The sequence below is a fragment of the Gilliamella sp. wkB72 genome, from assembly GCF_001693745.1.
GTDB classification, from domain to species: Bacteria; Pseudomonadota; Gammaproteobacteria; order Enterobacterales; family Orbaceae; genus Gilliamella; species Gilliamella apicola_E.
Window position 1 is genome coordinate 1 of sequence record NZ_LZEI01000025.1, and the last position, 15605, is coordinate 15605.

At 35.3% G+C, this 15605-nt stretch carries 12 protein-coding genes, 3 tRNA genes and 2 rRNA genes; 13 read left to right on the plus strand and 4 right to left on the minus strand.

Features of this window, described 5'->3' with window-relative positions:
- The 5 genes from A9G07_RS10865 to A9G07_RS10885 form a co-directional block, all read left to right on the plus strand.
- Positions 1–911 (plus strand): 23S ribosomal RNA (locus A9G07_RS10865); the annotation flags it as partial.
- Between the two features lie 152 nt (positions 912–1063).
- Positions 1064–1179 (plus strand): 5S ribosomal RNA (rrf, locus tag A9G07_RS10870).
- A 32-nt stretch (positions 1180–1211) separates the two neighbouring features.
- Positions 1212–1288: transfer RNA gene (locus A9G07_RS10875), tRNA-Asp, on the plus strand.
- Between the two features lie 8 nt (positions 1289–1296).
- Positions 1297–1372, plus strand: a tRNA-Trp gene (locus A9G07_RS10880).
- Positions 1373–1506: 134 nt separating this feature from the next.
- Positions 1507–1845 carry a DUF413 domain-containing protein gene (locus A9G07_RS10885; RefSeq protein ID WP_065562455.1) on the plus strand — a complete coding sequence of 113 codons (339 nt, stop codon included), beginning with the start codon at positions 1507–1509 and terminating at the stop codon, positions 1843–1845.
- 4 nt (positions 1846–1849) lie between these two features.
- Here the strand turns inward: A9G07_RS10885 and A9G07_RS10890 are convergent, their stop codons facing one another.
- The 3 genes from A9G07_RS10890 to znuC all read right to left on the minus strand — a co-directional run bounded on the left by A9G07_RS10890 (position 1850) and on the right by znuC (position 5063).
- On the minus strand, positions 1850–3373 hold the full coding sequence (locus A9G07_RS10890; protein ID WP_065735152.1) for a YifB family Mg chelatase-like AAA ATPase: 1524 nt from the start codon (positions 3371–3373) through the stop codon (positions 1850–1852).
- Positions 3374–3492: 119 nt separating this feature from the next.
- Positions 3493–4293 carry a zinc ABC transporter permease subunit ZnuB gene (gene znuB / locus A9G07_RS10895; RefSeq protein WP_065735153.1) on the minus strand — a complete coding sequence of 267 codons (801 nt, stop codon included), beginning with the start codon at positions 4291–4293 and terminating at the stop codon, positions 3493–3495.
- Entirely contained in the window at positions 4293–5063 is a 771-nt protein-coding gene (gene znuC, locus A9G07_RS10900) for a zinc ABC transporter ATP-binding protein ZnuC (protein ID WP_065735154.1), read from the minus strand. The genes znuB and znuC overlap by 1 nt, the downstream gene beginning before the upstream one ends.
- Before the next feature lie 94 nt (positions 5064–5157).
- Between znuC and znuA the strand changes: the two genes are divergently transcribed.
- The 8 genes from znuA (at position 5158) to A9G07_RS10940 (ending at position 14089) form a co-directional block, all read left to right on the plus strand.
- Positions 5158–6090 (plus strand): zinc ABC transporter substrate-binding protein ZnuA, encoded by a 933-nt coding sequence (gene znuA / locus A9G07_RS10905; protein WP_065735155.1) that lies wholly within the window; start codon positions 5158–5160, stop codon positions 6088–6090.
- 29 nt (positions 6091–6119) lie between these two features.
- Complete coding sequence (gene mepM / locus A9G07_RS10910) at positions 6120–7481, plus strand: murein DD-endopeptidase MepM (protein ID WP_065735156.1); 1362 nt, start codon at positions 6120–6122, stop codon at positions 7479–7481.
- Positions 7482–7604: 123 nt separating this feature from the next.
- Positions 7605–9929 carry a bifunctional glycosyl transferase/transpeptidase gene (mrcB, locus tag A9G07_RS10915; protein WP_065735157.1) on the plus strand — a complete coding sequence of 775 codons (2325 nt, stop codon included), beginning with the start codon at positions 7605–7607 and terminating at the stop codon, positions 9927–9929.
- Positions 9930–9942: 13 nt separating this feature from the next.
- On the plus strand, positions 9943–10752 hold the full coding sequence (gene mutM / locus A9G07_RS10920) for a bifunctional DNA-formamidopyrimidine glycosylase/DNA-(apurinic or apyrimidinic site) lyase (RefSeq protein WP_065735158.1): 810 nt from the start codon (positions 9943–9945) through the stop codon (positions 10750–10752).
- Positions 10753–11125: 373 nt separating this feature from the next.
- The gene (tolB, locus tag A9G07_RS10925) at positions 11126–12421 is read left to right on the plus strand and encodes a Tol-Pal system beta propeller repeat protein TolB (RefSeq protein ID WP_065735188.1); all 1296 of its coding nucleotides are present in this window, start codon (positions 11126–11128) and stop codon (positions 12419–12421) included.
- Positions 12422–12592: 171 nt separating this feature from the next.
- Positions 12593–13066, plus strand: coding sequence for a peptidoglycan-associated lipoprotein Pal (gene pal, locus A9G07_RS10930; protein WP_065562447.1), 474 nt, complete (start codon positions 12593–12595; stop codon positions 13064–13066).
- Between the two features lie 67 nt (positions 13067–13133).
- A complete protein-coding gene (ybgF, locus tag A9G07_RS10935) occupies positions 13134–13877 on the plus strand; it encodes a tol-pal system protein YbgF (protein WP_065735159.1) in 744 nt (247 codons plus the stop codon).
- Positions 13878–14013: 136 nt separating this feature from the next.
- Positions 14014–14089 (plus strand) — tRNA-Lys (locus A9G07_RS10940).
- 280 nt (positions 14090–14369) lie between these two features.
- Here the strand turns inward: A9G07_RS10940 and pepT are convergent.
- Positions 14370–15599 carry a peptidase T gene (pepT, locus tag A9G07_RS10945; protein WP_065735160.1) on the minus strand — a complete coding sequence of 410 codons (1230 nt, stop codon included), beginning with the start codon at positions 15597–15599 and terminating at the stop codon, positions 14370–14372.
- Between the last annotated feature and the right edge of the window lie 6 nt (positions 15600–15605).

Below are 15605 nucleotides of genomic sequence, written 5' to 3' on the forward strand. Positions count from 1 at the left end.
CTGTCTCCACCCGAGACTCAGTGAAATTGAACTTGCCGTGAAGATGCGGTGTACCCGTGGCAAGACGGAAAGACCCCGTGAACCTTTACTATAGCTTGACAGTGAACATTGAGCCTTAATGTGTAGGATAGGTGGGAGACTAAGAAGTGTGTACGCCAGTATGCATGGAGTCGACCTTGAAATACCACCCTTTAATGTTTGATGTTCTAACCTATACTTCTGAATCGAGGTAAGGGACACTGTCTGGTGGGTAGTTTGACTGGGGCGGTCTCCTCCCAAAGAGTAACGGAGGAGCACGAAGGTTAGCTAATCCTGGTCGGACATCAGGAGGTTAGTGCAATGGCAAAAGCTAGCTTGACTGCGAGAGTGACGGCTCGAGCAGGTACGAAAGTAGGTCATAGTGATCCGGTGGTTCTGAATGGAAGGGCCATCGCTCAACGGATAAAAGGTACTCCGGGGATAACAGGCTGATACCGCCCAAGAGTTCATATCGACGGCGGTGTTTGGCACCTCGATGTCGGCTCATCACATCCTGGGGCTGAAGTAGGTCCCAAGGGTACGGCTGTTCGCCGTTTAAAGTGGTACGCGAGCTGGGTTTAGAACGTCGTGAGACAGTTCGGTCCCTATCTGCCATGGGCGTAGGAAAATTGAGAGGGTTTGCTTCTAGTACGAGAGGACCGAAGTGAACGCACCGCTGGTGTTCGGGTTGTGATGCCAATTGCATTGCTCGGTAGCTACGTGCGGAATAGATAAGTGCTGAAAGCATCTAAGCACGAAACTAGCCTCGAGATGAGTTTTCCCTGAAGAGATTCAGTAAGGTCCGTTTGAGACTAAGACGTAGATAGGTCAGGTGTGTAAGTGTAGTGATACATTGAGCTAACTGATACTAATGAACCGAGAGTCTTAACCTTACAACTCGGAGTTGTTTTGGGTTGCGCAAGTTGAGAGATTAAGAAATCATCGAAAGATGGTTAAAGATTAATAAAACAGTTTGTTCCGGATTGAGCGATTGATGTAAAGATGAGATAATGTACATCAATTGAAAAAGAGAAGACAGAATATGTCTGGCGGTAATAGCGCGGTGGTCCCACCTGACCCCATGCCGAACTCAGAAGTGAAACGCCGTAGTGCCGATGGTAGTGTGGGTATTACCCATGTGAGAGTAGGGTGCCGCCAGACTTTTAATTTATAAACACACCAAAAAATACGGTGGAGCGGTAGTTCAGTTGGTTAGAATACCTGCCTGTCACGCAGGGGGTCGCGGGTTCGAGCCCCGTCCGTTCCGCCACCTTATCTAGGGGCGTAGTTCAATTGGTAGAGCACCGGTCTCCAAAACCGGGTGTTGGGAGTTCGAGACTCTCCGCCCCTGCCATAAAAATAATAGATTTGTTCTAATTTTAGTCATTTATTCAATTTTATTTATATAAATAAAAAAATTTTGTTTACAGATTAACTTTGTCAATTATAATTCCCGCCCAACAACTTTTATAATCTAGAGGATATAACATGGCTGAAAGTTTTGTAAGTCAACAACGTTTTTTTGATAATAAGAATTATCCAAGAGGATTTTCTCGTCATGGCGATTTTACTATCAAAGAAGCACAGATCTTAGAAAAATATGGTTGTGCTTTTAGAGATCTCGATGCAGAAACTAAAAAGCCAACTACATCAGAAGAGAAATCTTTTGTTGCAGTTTGTAAAGGGAAAAAGGAACCAGTTACAGATTATGAAAAAACATGGATAAAGTACCTTTCTAAAATTAACAAACCAAAACGTTTTCACACGTTATCAGGTGGAAAACCTCAAGTTGACGTGAGTGATGACTTTGTCGATAGTGATGATTAATTTATTAGCCAATATTTTTGTGCATTTGAATTAATAATCTATCCATAGAACGATAACTCAGTGCTTCTGAAATATGTTTTCGTTCTATGTTCTTTGAACAATCTAAGTCGGCGATAGTCCGAGATACTTTTAATATTCTATGCCAAGCTCGAGCAGAAAGTCCTAATTTAATTAAAGCCTGTTCTAAGTACTCATTATCTTCATCAGTTAACAAACAATGAATTTGAATTTCTTTTGGTGATAATTGACTATTTAACTTTTTATTTCTTATCATTTGAATTTTTCTAGCATCCATAACTCTTTTTTTCACTTTATCAGTTGGTTCAGTTACACTAACTTTTTGACTTAGTGTACCTTTAGGTAGTAATGGTACTTCAATTGATATATCAAAACGATCTAAAAATGGACCAGAAAGTCGATTTAAGTAACGTATAATTTGTTGTGGTGTTGTCCTATTATGAGTTCCATGATAATGACCCGTAGGGCTAGGATTCATAGCGGCAATGAGTTGAAACTTTGCTGGAAATTTTATTTTTGCATTTGCCCTAGATATAACAATTTCTCCCGACTCAATGGGTTCTCTTAAGGCATCTAATACTTTACGGTTAAATTCTGGTAATTCATCTAAAAATAACACTCCATTATGTGCTAATGAAATTTCTCCTGGTTTAGGAATTGAGCCGCCACCAACTAAAGCTGCTGCTGATGCACTATGATGCGGGGCTCTAAATGGCCTTTTACGCCAATTTTGAATAGAACCATTAGTGCTAACAAGACTGGTGATTGCTGCACTTTCAAGTGCTTCATCATCTGATAATGATGGTAATAATGAAGTTAACCGAGTGGCTAGCATAGTTTTACCGGTCCCTGGTGGACCAATTAACAATAGATTATGTCCACCTGCAGCGGCAATTTCTAAGGCTCTTTTAGCATGTTCTTGACCAATTATATCTTGTAGGTTAATTATTTGCTCATCATCATCTTTGTATTCTCTGTATTCAACAGTAGGTAAATTAATTTCATTGTATAGATATTGGCATAGTTCTAATAAATTATGCGTAATTAACGTATTATTATGATGGATTAATGATATTTCAGATTGATTTTCTCTAGAAATAATCAATGTACGATTATTTTTTTTAGATGATATAGCAGCAGGAATAGCCCCTTTTACTGCCTTAATCTCCCCAGATAAGGCTAATTCACCTAAAAATTCATATTTAGTTAGATTATCGTTAGGTATTTGTTCGGTTGCTGCAAGAATAGCGATAGCTATAGGCAAATCAAAGCGACTACCTTCTTTAGGAAGATCTGCTGGAGATAAATTAACAGTTATTTTTTTTGCTGGAAATGTAAAGCCACTATTAATAATAGCGCTTCTAACTCGGTCTTTAGATTCTTTAACCGTTGCTTCTGGAAGACCAACCAGAACGAAACCTGGTAATCCATTACTAATATGTACTTCAACATTAATTTGAGGTGCTTGTATTCCAATAGAGGCTCTTGTATAAATAATTGCGAGAGACATAGTTTTGTCTTCATTAGTTTCTGATTTTTAGCACTTTATTAGTAATTAAATAATGTGAACAAACAGAAAACTAAAAATGCGTGTTCCCTCGCAATAAATTTTCTAATTTTACTGATATTTTAATTTTTAGTTCTTAAAAAGAATTTAGAAATAAATAATGATATAAAAAATAAACAAGTATTACTTAATACAACAGAAGGACCTGTTGGAGTATCATAAATTGATGAAAACAGAATCCCACCCAAAATAGATAGCATCCCAATTAATATTGCAAAAAATGCCATTGATTCTGGGTTTTTAGCATAATATTTTGCTGTAGCAGCAGGAATGATTAATAGTGCAGTAATAATTAAAGCTCCAACAAATTTCATAGCAATACCAATTGTTAATGCTAAAAGTATTGTAAGCATAAATTTTGTTAGTGGAACATTAATACCATGGCTAAATGCTAGTTCCTCACTAACAGTGATAAATAAAAATTGATTCCAACGCCATATCAACAGAATTCCAATTATTACTACACAAATTAAAATCTGATAAACATCAAACATTGTTATAGATAAAAGATCACCAAATAGATAACCCATCAAATCAATGCGTATACTATTCATTAAACTCATCACAACTAAACCAAGTGAAAGAGCGCTATGAGCTAAAATACCCAGTAATGTATCAACAGGTAGTTGTTTTTGAGATTCTAACCATAACAGCCCGATAGCTAATATCAGTGTCACTAAAACGATGGCATAGAATAGATTGATATCAAAAAGGAAGCCAAAGGCAACCCCTAATAATGCTGCATGGGATAACGTATCTCCAAAATAAGACATTCTTCGCCAAACAACAAATGTACCCAATGGACCTGTTAAACACGATAAGCATAAACCTGCAAGTAAAGAGGGTAAGAGTAACTCAATCATTATTTTGTTCCTCTTGAATCAGGTAATATAATTTTTCGATTATGATCATTGTGATGCTGGCAACAATCATTATTGTGATGGTGCTTATATAAAGCGATTTGTGATGCGCCGTGAGGTCCAAATAAAGAAACAAATTCTGGATCGTTTGAGACATTAGCCGGTGTTCCTGAACAACAGATATGATGGTTTAAACAAATTACTTCATCTGTTTTTGCCATAACTAAATGTAAATCATGTGAAACCATTACAACACCACAACTAAACTTCGTTTTAGCATCAATAATTAAATCATACAATAGCACTTGTCCATTTACATCTACACCTTGTGTAGGCTCATCTAAAATAAGTAGTTTTGGGCGTTTTGCTAATGCTTGAGCAAGTAGCACTCGCTGTAACTCCCCGCCTGATAATTGATGCATAGATCGGTCAATCAGGTATTGAGCTTTTACTAAAGATAATGTTTGGATGATATCATCATAACTTAATTGTTTATTTAGCTGCATAAACCGTTTGACGGTTATAGGTAAAGTTGGATTCAAATTTATTGATTGAGGAACATAACCGATAGTCAAATCAGAAGCACGTTCAATGGTGCCTGTTGTAGGTGAAATTAATCCTAAAATAACTTTGACGAGTGTTGATTTTCCTGCACCATTTGGACCTAGAATCGTAATAATTTGGCTTAAGTTAATCGTCAATGAAACATCATATAATATTTTTTGTTGATTTATTTTAACCGAAATATTATTTAGAGCCATTAATTGTGTCATGATATCGATAGTCCTTGCCGATCAATATGTTATGTTATATTATAACAATAATGTGGTTTTATTCCATCATATTTTATAAATATTGGATGACAAAGTGAAAAATTTAACTAAAAACATCAGACAAGTTCTACGTTTTCTTGCTCAACTTACGCTAATCGTTATTGGATTAACAAATAATGTTAATGCCACTGTAATTTCCTCAGTAAGGCCGATAGGTTTTATTACGGAAGCAATTGCATCAGGTGTAACAAATACAGATATACTATTGCCGGATGGCGCATCTCCTCATACTTATTCATTGAAACCCTCCGATTTGGCTAAAATTAAGAATGCTGATTTAATAATTTGGGTTGGTGAAGATATGGAAGTTTTTATGCCAACTGTTTTAAAAAATGTTGATGAACACAAGCAGATAGAATTAATGGATGTTTCCGAAATTAAGAGTTTGCTTAAAACCAATCATCACGATGAAGAAATACCTCATGATGATAATGACCATCATCATGGTGAATATGATGAACATATATGGCTTTCGCCAAAAATTGCTAAAATTATTGCAAAATCGATCCATGATAAGCTTATAAAACTGTATCCTAATAAAGTGCAGTTGCTTGATGCAAATCTGAACGAATTCATTACAAATCTATCAGAAACAGAACAAAACATTGCAAAAAAACTAATTAGCGTACAAAATAGAGGGTATTTTGTGTTTCATGATGCATATGGGTACTTTGAATCACAGTTCGGATTAAAAAATCTAGGAAGTTTTACCATAAACCCAGCAGTACAGCCTGGCGTTCAAACTGTCTATGCAATTCAAAAAAAGCTAGCGGAACATCAAGCAGTCTGTGTTTTTAGAGAGCCACAGTTTAGCCCTGCAGTTATAAAGAAGTTAGTAAATGGTACAAATGTTAAAATTGGTGAATTAAATCCATTAGGGACAGGTATCATTGTCGAAAAAGGTGCCTATTCACACTTTTTATTAACATTAACTCAGGAGCTGTTGGATTGTTTAGATAAAAAATAGTTTAGATTATAAGATAGTTAAGGTTAATTTTGGCACAGCAGATTAAATCCCCTAATATTGCAAAAAATAAATTCAAAATTCCCTATTTTTCAGTATTAGGAGCCCTTGTTGTTGTTATTTTTGTAACTATATTGTGGCGACCTTTAAATTTAGATCGTACAGTGTATGTCCCTCTGAATTCTCAAGCTCAAACTACAGTTACAGATACGCCTTCATCTTCACTTATTGTTGGTGATGGACGTATTGATATGCTTAGTGATAAATCTAAAACTGAAAATGTTACAGAGTCATCTGATGTTCCTGAAGATGATATAGCCAAAGATGAGTTAGATGATCTTGCTGAAGAAAAAGATAACACAGTGCAATATACCATTTCACGTGGTGATACATTACACGATATTTTGAATCGTTATAATGTAAATAAAAATGATATTGCACAGTTAACAGGTAAGTATAAACAACTAGCCAATTTGAGAATTGGTCAGCAGGTTAGTTGGACAACCGATGATAATCACAATTTGCTCACTTTTAACTGGACAATATCAACTAATAATGTTCGAATTTTTGAAAAGTCAGGCAATCAATTTATAGAAAGTACTGAAACAGTAGAAGGTGTCTCACAAAATAATGTTATTAAAGGTGAGCTGAAATCCAGTTTTGTAGCTGATGCGCGCAAAGCTGGTTTAACGAGTAATGAAATTGGAATTATTACACGTGCATTGCAGTGGCGTTTAGATTTTCGACGTTTAAAAGTAGGCGACAAATTCGTGGTATACTTATCTCGTGAAATGCATGGAAATCGTTTATCCAATAGTAAATTACTTGGTGTTCGCATTAAAAATGGGTCTAAAGATTATTATGCGATTCTAGCTGATGATGGTAAATACTATGATATTAATGCAGGTAGTTTATCTCAAAGTTTTTTCCGATATCCTTTAGCTAAAAAAGCTCGAGTGTCATCAGGTTTTAATCCTCGTCGGTTAAATCCAGTTACAAGAATAGTTACACCACATAATGGTGTTGATTTTGCAGTATCTAGAGGAACGCCAGTATTATCTGTAGGAAATGGAGAAGTTGTTATTGCAAAATACAGTGGCTCAGCAGGTAACTATGTTGCTATACGCCATGGTAGGCAATATATGACGTCATATATGCATTTAGACAAAATTTTAGTAAAACCAGGCCAACAAGTTAAACAGGGTGACAAAATTGGTTTATCTGGTAATACAGGGCGTTCTACTGGACCACATTTGCATTTTGAATTACATATCAATAATAAACCTGTTAATCCATTAACAGCAAGTTTACCGATTAATGAAGGTTTAACCGGTAAGTCTAAAAAAGCATTTATAGAAAAAGTTAAAAATATTCAGCCACAACTTAGTTTTTAATTGATTTTCTATATTTAACTATATTATTTAAACTAAAATATCTTATTGATAAGAAGCTCAATGCTTCATTAAAAGTTATGTTATTATAAGTTAATTTTATTTAATCTTAATATTGGGTGCAGTTTGAACAGACCAACTAAAAAGAAATCGACTAAAAAAGCTTCAAAAAAAAATAAGAAATCATTGTGGCGTCGACTTTGGTCGTTGCTTTTCAAATTATGTCTTATCTTTGTTGCTGTAACTGTCGTTTATGGGATTTACTTAGATCAACAAATTAAAGAGCGTATAGATGGTAATGTTTGGGAATTACCTGCGGCTGTTTATGGACAGATAGTCGACCTTGAACCAGATAGTGATTATAGTCTTAGCGATGTTGTTACTTTGCTAAAAGGTGCACAGTATCGTCAGCAAGATAGTAAAGCTACTCGACCAGGTGAATTTATTGTTCAAAATGGTGCTGTTGAAATTTACCGTCGTCCATTTACATTTCCTGATGGTGAAGAAAAAGCTTTTCGTGTCAAAATTACTTTCTATGAAAACAGGATAGATCGCATATCTAATTTAGACACAGGTCGTGATTTTGGCTTACTTAAGATTGATCCTAAATTAATAACGATGATGCATTCCCCAAATGGTGAACAACGGCTTTTTGTGCCTTTAAGAGAATTTTCTGACTCGTTAATAAAAACCTTAGTTGCAACTGAAGATAAACGTTTTTATGACCACCATGGTGTAAGTTTATATTCTATTGGTCGAGCCATATATGTTAATTTAACAACAGGCCGAACTGAAGGTGGAAGCACACTAACACAACAAACGGTTAAAAACCTCTTTTTAACTAATGAGAGAAGTATCAGTCGTAAAATACGTGAAGCCTATATGGCTATCATTTTAGATGCTCGATATAGTAAAGAGCGTATCTTAGAACTTTACTTAAATGAAGTCTATTTAGGTCAAGCTGGTAGTGAAGAAATTCATGGTTTCCCATTAGCAAGCCTGTACTATTTTGGTCGCCCAGTTAATGAATTGACATTAGATCAGCAAGCTGTATTAGTAGGTATGGTAAAAGGTGCTTCGTACTATAATCCTTGGACTCAACCGCAACAAGTAATTGAACGTCGTAATGTTGTATTAAAACTTGCTGAGCAACAAGGAATTATTGATGAGGAATTATATAATTTACTTAGCCAACGCCCACTTTCAGTTTTACCAAAAGGTGGAGTGATATCACCGCAACCAGCATTTATGCAAGTTGTTCGTAGTGAGCTTAGAAAACAGTTGGGTGACAAAGCAGACCACCTGTCAGGAATGAAAATTTTCACCACATTCGATCCAGTTGCTCAGGCTGCAGCAGAACAATCGGTTACGGATGAAATAGAAACATTACGTAAATCGACTAATAAAGAATTACAAACAGCAATGGTTATTGTGAGCCGTGAGACAGGTGAAATCCGTTCTATTATTGGTAGCGCTGAGCCACGTTACCCTGGTTATAACAGAGCGTGGTTAACTAGACGAGCAATTGGTTCACTGGCAAAACCGTCAACCTACTTAACTGCATTAGGTCAGCCAGAACGTTATCAGCTTAATACTTGGTTAAATGACAACCCATTATCAATCAAACTTGATAACGGCGGTTATTGGCAACCGAAGAATTTTGATCGGAAGTTTCGCGATAAAGTGATGTTAATTGATGCATTAGCCCTTTCACTTAACGTACCTACAGTTAACTTAGGTATGTCATTAGGTTTAGACGCAACTAAAACGACTTTACAAGCATTGGGGGTACCTGAAGATCGTATCCCTAATTTGCCTTCTCGCTTATTAGGTGCTCTAGAGTTAACACCATTAGAAACAGCACAAATGTTCCAAACTATTTCCAATAATGGCCAACGTGCACCGCTCACAATACTACGGTATGTATTAACTGATAAAGGTGAACTTGTTTATCAAAATTACCCGCAACAAATTCAAGCGGTTTCTCAGCAATCGGCTTATTTAACCACTTACGCTATGCAACAAGTCGTTGAATCAGGAACATCACGTTCATTGAAAGCTAAATATGGATCATTCAATTTAGCTGCCAAGACTGGAACAAGTAATGATTCGCGTGATAGTTGGTTTACTGGTATTGATGGAAAAAATGTTGCAGTCATTTGGATAGGGCTTGATGATCATTCACCTATGAAATTAACAGGCGCTACAGGTGCATTAAAAATATATAGTGAATACTTACAAAATAATCCACCGAAAAAATTACAACTTTCAGTACCACAAAATATCTTTATGGTACCTATTGATAGTAGTGGCCAATGGCAATGCGATGGAGGAGGAGTAAGGACTTTACCTGCATGGACGGTCAATCCGCAAAGTTTATGTGCTGTCAGTTCTCAAACTGAGACAAATCAATCGGCTCCTAGCTGGGTTACTGACATGTTCAATAATTAAATGAGATTATTAAATGCCTGAATTACCAGAAGTAGAAACTAGTCGGCGTGGTATTATACCTTATTTAAAAGGCCAAATTATCAAACAAGTTGTTGTTCGACAACCCAAGCTTCGTTGGCCTATTGATGTGGCTATTTCCGATGCTCAAGGTCAAATAATAATAGATATTACAAGACGTGCTAAATATTTATTATTACAGTTGACGCAAAATTGGATTGTAATTCATTTAGGTATGTCTGGTAGCTTACGCATAGTAAAATCAAACCAAAAACCAGATAAACATGATCATGTTGATTTGGTATTAGAAAATGGTGTGACATTACGTTATACCGACCCAAGGCGTTTTGGGTCGTGGCTTTGGACTAATTCTATTGATGATCTTAAACAATTTAAGCATTTAGGATTAGAACCTCTAAGCGAGGAGTTTTCAGCAAACTATCTTTTCGAAAAAGCGACTAATCGAAATATTCCTATAAAAAGCTGGATTATGGACAACCATATTGTGGTTGGTGTTGGTAATATTTATGCTTCAGAATCATTGTTTATGGCAAAAATTAATCCACACCGGAAAGTAAATAGTTTAACTTTAGAAGAATTTGAACGATTAGTCACAGCAATTAAACAAGTGCTCACCAAATCTATAGAACAAGGTGGTACTACACTTAAAGACTTTGTTCAATCTGATGGTAAACCGGGTTATTTTGTACAAAAGCTCCAAGTATATGGTAGAGAAGGCGAAAAGTGTTTAATTTGTAAATCTGACATAAAGTCTCATCGAATAGGCCAACGCAATACATTCTATTGTGAAAAATGCCAAAAATAGCAAATTTGGAAATATATTCTTATTCATCATTCTTTAATATCTTTAGCCTGATTATATTTAATTTAAATAAAAATTTTTGGCGACTACTTTTAACTCCACCCAAATCAGAATAGTATAGTAAATAAACGACATTAATTGCGAATATAAGAATATTAAATAATTTATATAGAAAAATCTTTTTTACTCAAATAGCTATGGACTTGTTACGCAATTTCGGCTATCTTTCACGCTGATATTTATATTTTGTAAAGAGTGATACCATTTAATAACATTTTATTAATTGTTAAAAGGTTTTATCTTTTTGTATTTAAATACGGTTGTTATACTTATTTTAACTTAAATATATTTCTTTTTGATTAAGGAATTTAAGATGATCAAATTTGCTTCTCGCTTTTTGATAGCTTGTTTTGTTTTTTTATATACAATGATAGCTACTGCTGAAGTTAGAATTATAATCACTGATGGCGTAAGTTCTGCTAAACCAATTGCGGTCATACCATTTAAATGGACAGGTAGTGGCGAACCTCCACAAGTTGTGGATAATATTATTGCTTCTGATTTACGCAATAGTGGTAAATTTAATCCAATTGATGTAGCAGCAATGCCGCAAAAACCAACTACCGCTTCTGAAGTCAATCCTAGTGTTTGGAGCAATATTGGTATTTCTGCCGTTGTCGTCGGAACAATCCAACCTGATGCATCAGGAAAATATCTTATCACCTATCAATTAGTTGATACAGTTGAACGTCCTGGCGCTGTCTTAGTTGAAAATCAGTTTCCTATTGAACAACGTTGGTTACGTTATGCAGCCCATACTGCAAGTGATGAAATCTTTGAAGCGTTAACTGGTATCAAGGGTGCTTTTAGAACACGTATTGCCTACGTCGTTAAAAATAGTAAGGGTCCTTACACACATGAATTACGTGTATCTGACTATGACGGATTTGATCAAGTCACCGTACACCGTTCAAAAGAACCATTAATGTCACCAACATGGTCACCTGATGGCAAAAAAATAGCCTATGTAACTTTTGAAAGTGGTCGTTCTGCATTAGTGTTAAAAACATTAGAAAGTGGTGCAGTTGAAACTATTGCATCTTTTCCACAGCATAATGGTGCACCAGCATTTTCACCAGATGGTAGCAAATTAGCTTTTGCCTTATCAAAAGGTGGTAGCTTAAATTTATATATGATGAATTTAAGAACTAAGAAAATTACACAAATTACCTCTAGCCGCAGTAATGACACTGAACCTTCATGGATGCCTGATAATGAAACTATAGTTTATACATCTGATCAGGCGGGACGTCCTCAACTATATTCAATTAACATTAATAGTGGAGCATCACAACGTATAACTTGGGATAATACGCAGAATCAAAATGCTCGCGTATCTCCTGATGGTAAGTTTATTGCTGTGATTTCTACTAATAATGGTGAGCAACATATTACTCGATATGATCTAGAAACGAATACTTATCAACGATTAACTGATACGTTTTTAGATGAAACACCGAGTATTGCTCCAAATGGCACTATGATTATCTACAGTTCATCGCAAGGTTTAGGTACAATTTTAAATCTTGTTTCAACTGATGGTAATTTTAAAGCAAGGTTACCAGCGACTGATGGACAAGTAAAATTCCCATCGTGGTCACCTTATTTATGAGGAACGACTAAATTTTAAGCAATAATATAATTATTAAAATTGTGTAAATGTGAAGGTCGTTATAATATATACTTCTAATCTTTCTAGTTGGTAACAGGTGTTACTTTGAAGTTGGTTAGAAGTATACAAAATATAAATAATAATTTATTTAAACACAAAGGAGTTAATTCAATGCAATTTTCTAAATTTCTTAAGGTAGCTGCAGTTGCTTTACCATTAATTGCTGTGACAGCATGTTCTTCAAACAGCAGCAGCAAAGCAGGTAACGGTTCTTTATCTAAAGAAGCTCTAGCTCAATTACAAAAATTACAACAAATCAATACAGTTTATTTTGATTATGATAAATACAATGTTAAATCAGAATATTCAACATTATTAAATGCACATTCAATCTTTATGCGTGCAAATTCATTCTTAAATGTTGTTATTGAAGGTCATGCCGATGAACGTGGTACTCCAGAATACAATATCGCGTTAGGTGAACGTCGTGCAGCAGCAGTTAAATCTTACTTACAAAGTAACGGTGTTTCTGGTGAACAACTTTCAATCGTTTCTTATGGTAAAGAAAAACCAGCAGTATTAGGTCACAACGAAGCAGCTTATGCTAAAAACCGTCGTGCAGTAATTACTTACGCTGGATATTAATCCCATCTTATGACGGCTGATTTATCAGCCGTTTTTTATGTTTAAGTTCACGTCGAGTTTATATAATATGTATAAAAAAATACTCACATTGTCCTTATTTTTATTATTTGCTGGATATGGTTGTGCTGCTGGTAGTTCTGATGTGGATAGAACAATACAAGCACAAGGACAGTTGATAATCCAGAATCAACAAAAAATTAATGATCTACAATCTGATGTAGATACACTTCGTGGTCAATTGGAAGAAACTAAGCATCAGCTTAACCAAACAATTGAACGCCAAAAAATGATATTACAGCAAATGACTAATGGGACAGGATTCTCATCAAATCCAAATGATGAAACCCAAGGTGACAGTTCTGATTCAACATCAAGTACTGATGCTGGGGCATCGCCATCATCATCTTCAGGTTTATCTGGATGGTCTACTTCAGGTGATGATAAAGCGGATTATAATTACGTCATGCAATATATTAATGATGACAAACAGAGTGATGACGTAATTATAGCCTTTCAAAATTATCTAAAAGCCTACCCAAAGACAAGTTACCGTGCAAATGTAAATTATTGGCTTGGTCAACTTTGTTATAAAAAAGGAAAAAAAGATAATGCATCATTTTATTACGCAACAGTAGTAAAAGATTTTCCATCTTCTCCAAAAGCAGCAGATAGCCTTTACAAAGTGGGTTTAATTTTACTTGATAAAGGTGATAAAAAGAATGCCAAAACTGTTTTTCAACAAGTCGTAAATAAATACCCTAAAGATAAAAAGACAGTTGATCTAGCAAATAAAAAAATAGCATCGTTATAATAAAGTGTATAAATAACCAGCTATTGAATAAAAATAGCAATAAAAGGGTTGCACCGCCTTATAATTATAAGTATTATAGCAACCCGAAATTGCTTGAAGCGTTAAGTAATAAAGCAGAAAGTAATTCTATCAAAATGGGTTGTTAGCTCAGTCGGTAGAGCAGCGGACTTTTAATCCGTTTGTCGAGCGTTCGAATCGCTCACGACCCACCACTTCCTCTCAAATTTTAAATTCACTTAATCAAACTTAGAAAGCTAATAAATTTATCGATTAATCAGCTTAGCCAATTTTAATAGACCGTAGTTAAAATAAGATAGATTCTTAAACAAATTAGCGCTATTCAATCTAAGTCGAACACTAATTTATTTGATAAAGAGTATTGGCGCTCAAGTAGTATGTATGGTACTTGAGGGCCTTTTATTAACTGCAAGTTATAAATTATACTCCTCAATGAATACTTTTAAGAGGAATAGTATTCCCTCTTTTATTAATCTAAACTTTCGCCGCTAGTTCAATAATTTTCATCGTGACTTCGAATGATTTCAAGAATGATGATAATGGTAAAAACTCAAAACAAGAATGGAAGTTATGTGCGCCAGTAAAATAGTTTGGCGTGGTAAGTCCTCTTGCTGATAGTGCTGAACCATCTGTTCCTCCACGCATGGCGATAGTATTTGGTTTAATACCTAATAATTCAAATGATTGGTAAATCAAATCAATACAACGACGATCATCACCTAAATAATTAGCAATATTGCTATAGATATCAGTAATTTGACATTCAATTTTTGCTTTAGGATATTTACGACTGATAAAACTAACCACATCTTGAATGTAAGTTTTACGAGCTTCATATCGAGTTAAATCAAAATCACGAATGCTCATTTTTAATGTAGTTGTGCTTTGGTTACCAATAATATCATTAAACCAAAAATATCCTTCTTTACCTTCGGTATGTTCAGGTGTTTCAAAGCTATCAAAACAGTTAATAATATCATTCGCGATGCGAATTGGATTGATTAAGACATTTTTTGCTGACATAGGATGAGCAGATACACCCTCAATTTCAAACGTAACCGAGCCAGCATTGAATGTTTCATAAACGACTTCACCCAATTCACAGCAGTCAATGGTATAAGCAAAATCAGGTTTAAAACGTTGCAGATCCAGTTTTTTGGCGCCATTTAACCCAACTTCTTCATCTGGCACGAAAGCAACATAAATATCACCATGTGGGCAATTTTGCTGTTGCAACTGATCTAACATGGTCATGACAACTGCAATTGCTGCTTTATTATCAGCGCCTAGAACACTGGTACCATCTGTAACGAGCAGCTCTTCATTGAGATACTTCTTCAACTCTGGATGTTCTGCCACCTTAAACCAAATATCTTTGTCTTTATTTAATAAGATATCTTCACCAGTAAAAGTCACCCTTTGTGGATTAATCTTCTCTGACAGTGCGACATCTACAGTATCAAGATGCGCAACAAAGCCAATTTTTGGCGCATTAGGTTGGTTACCGGTTAATTTGGCTGTCACAATACTATGTTCATCAAGGTGAACATCTTGTAACTTCAAATCAATTAACTCTTGTTCAAGTTGTTTTGCTAAATTAGTTTGTCCTGGAGTAGAGGGCACAACTGCCGAGCCAGCTTTGCTTTGGCTTGGAATACTTACATAACGTAAAAATCGTTTAACTAATTGTTCGGTAATATTCATGATTAA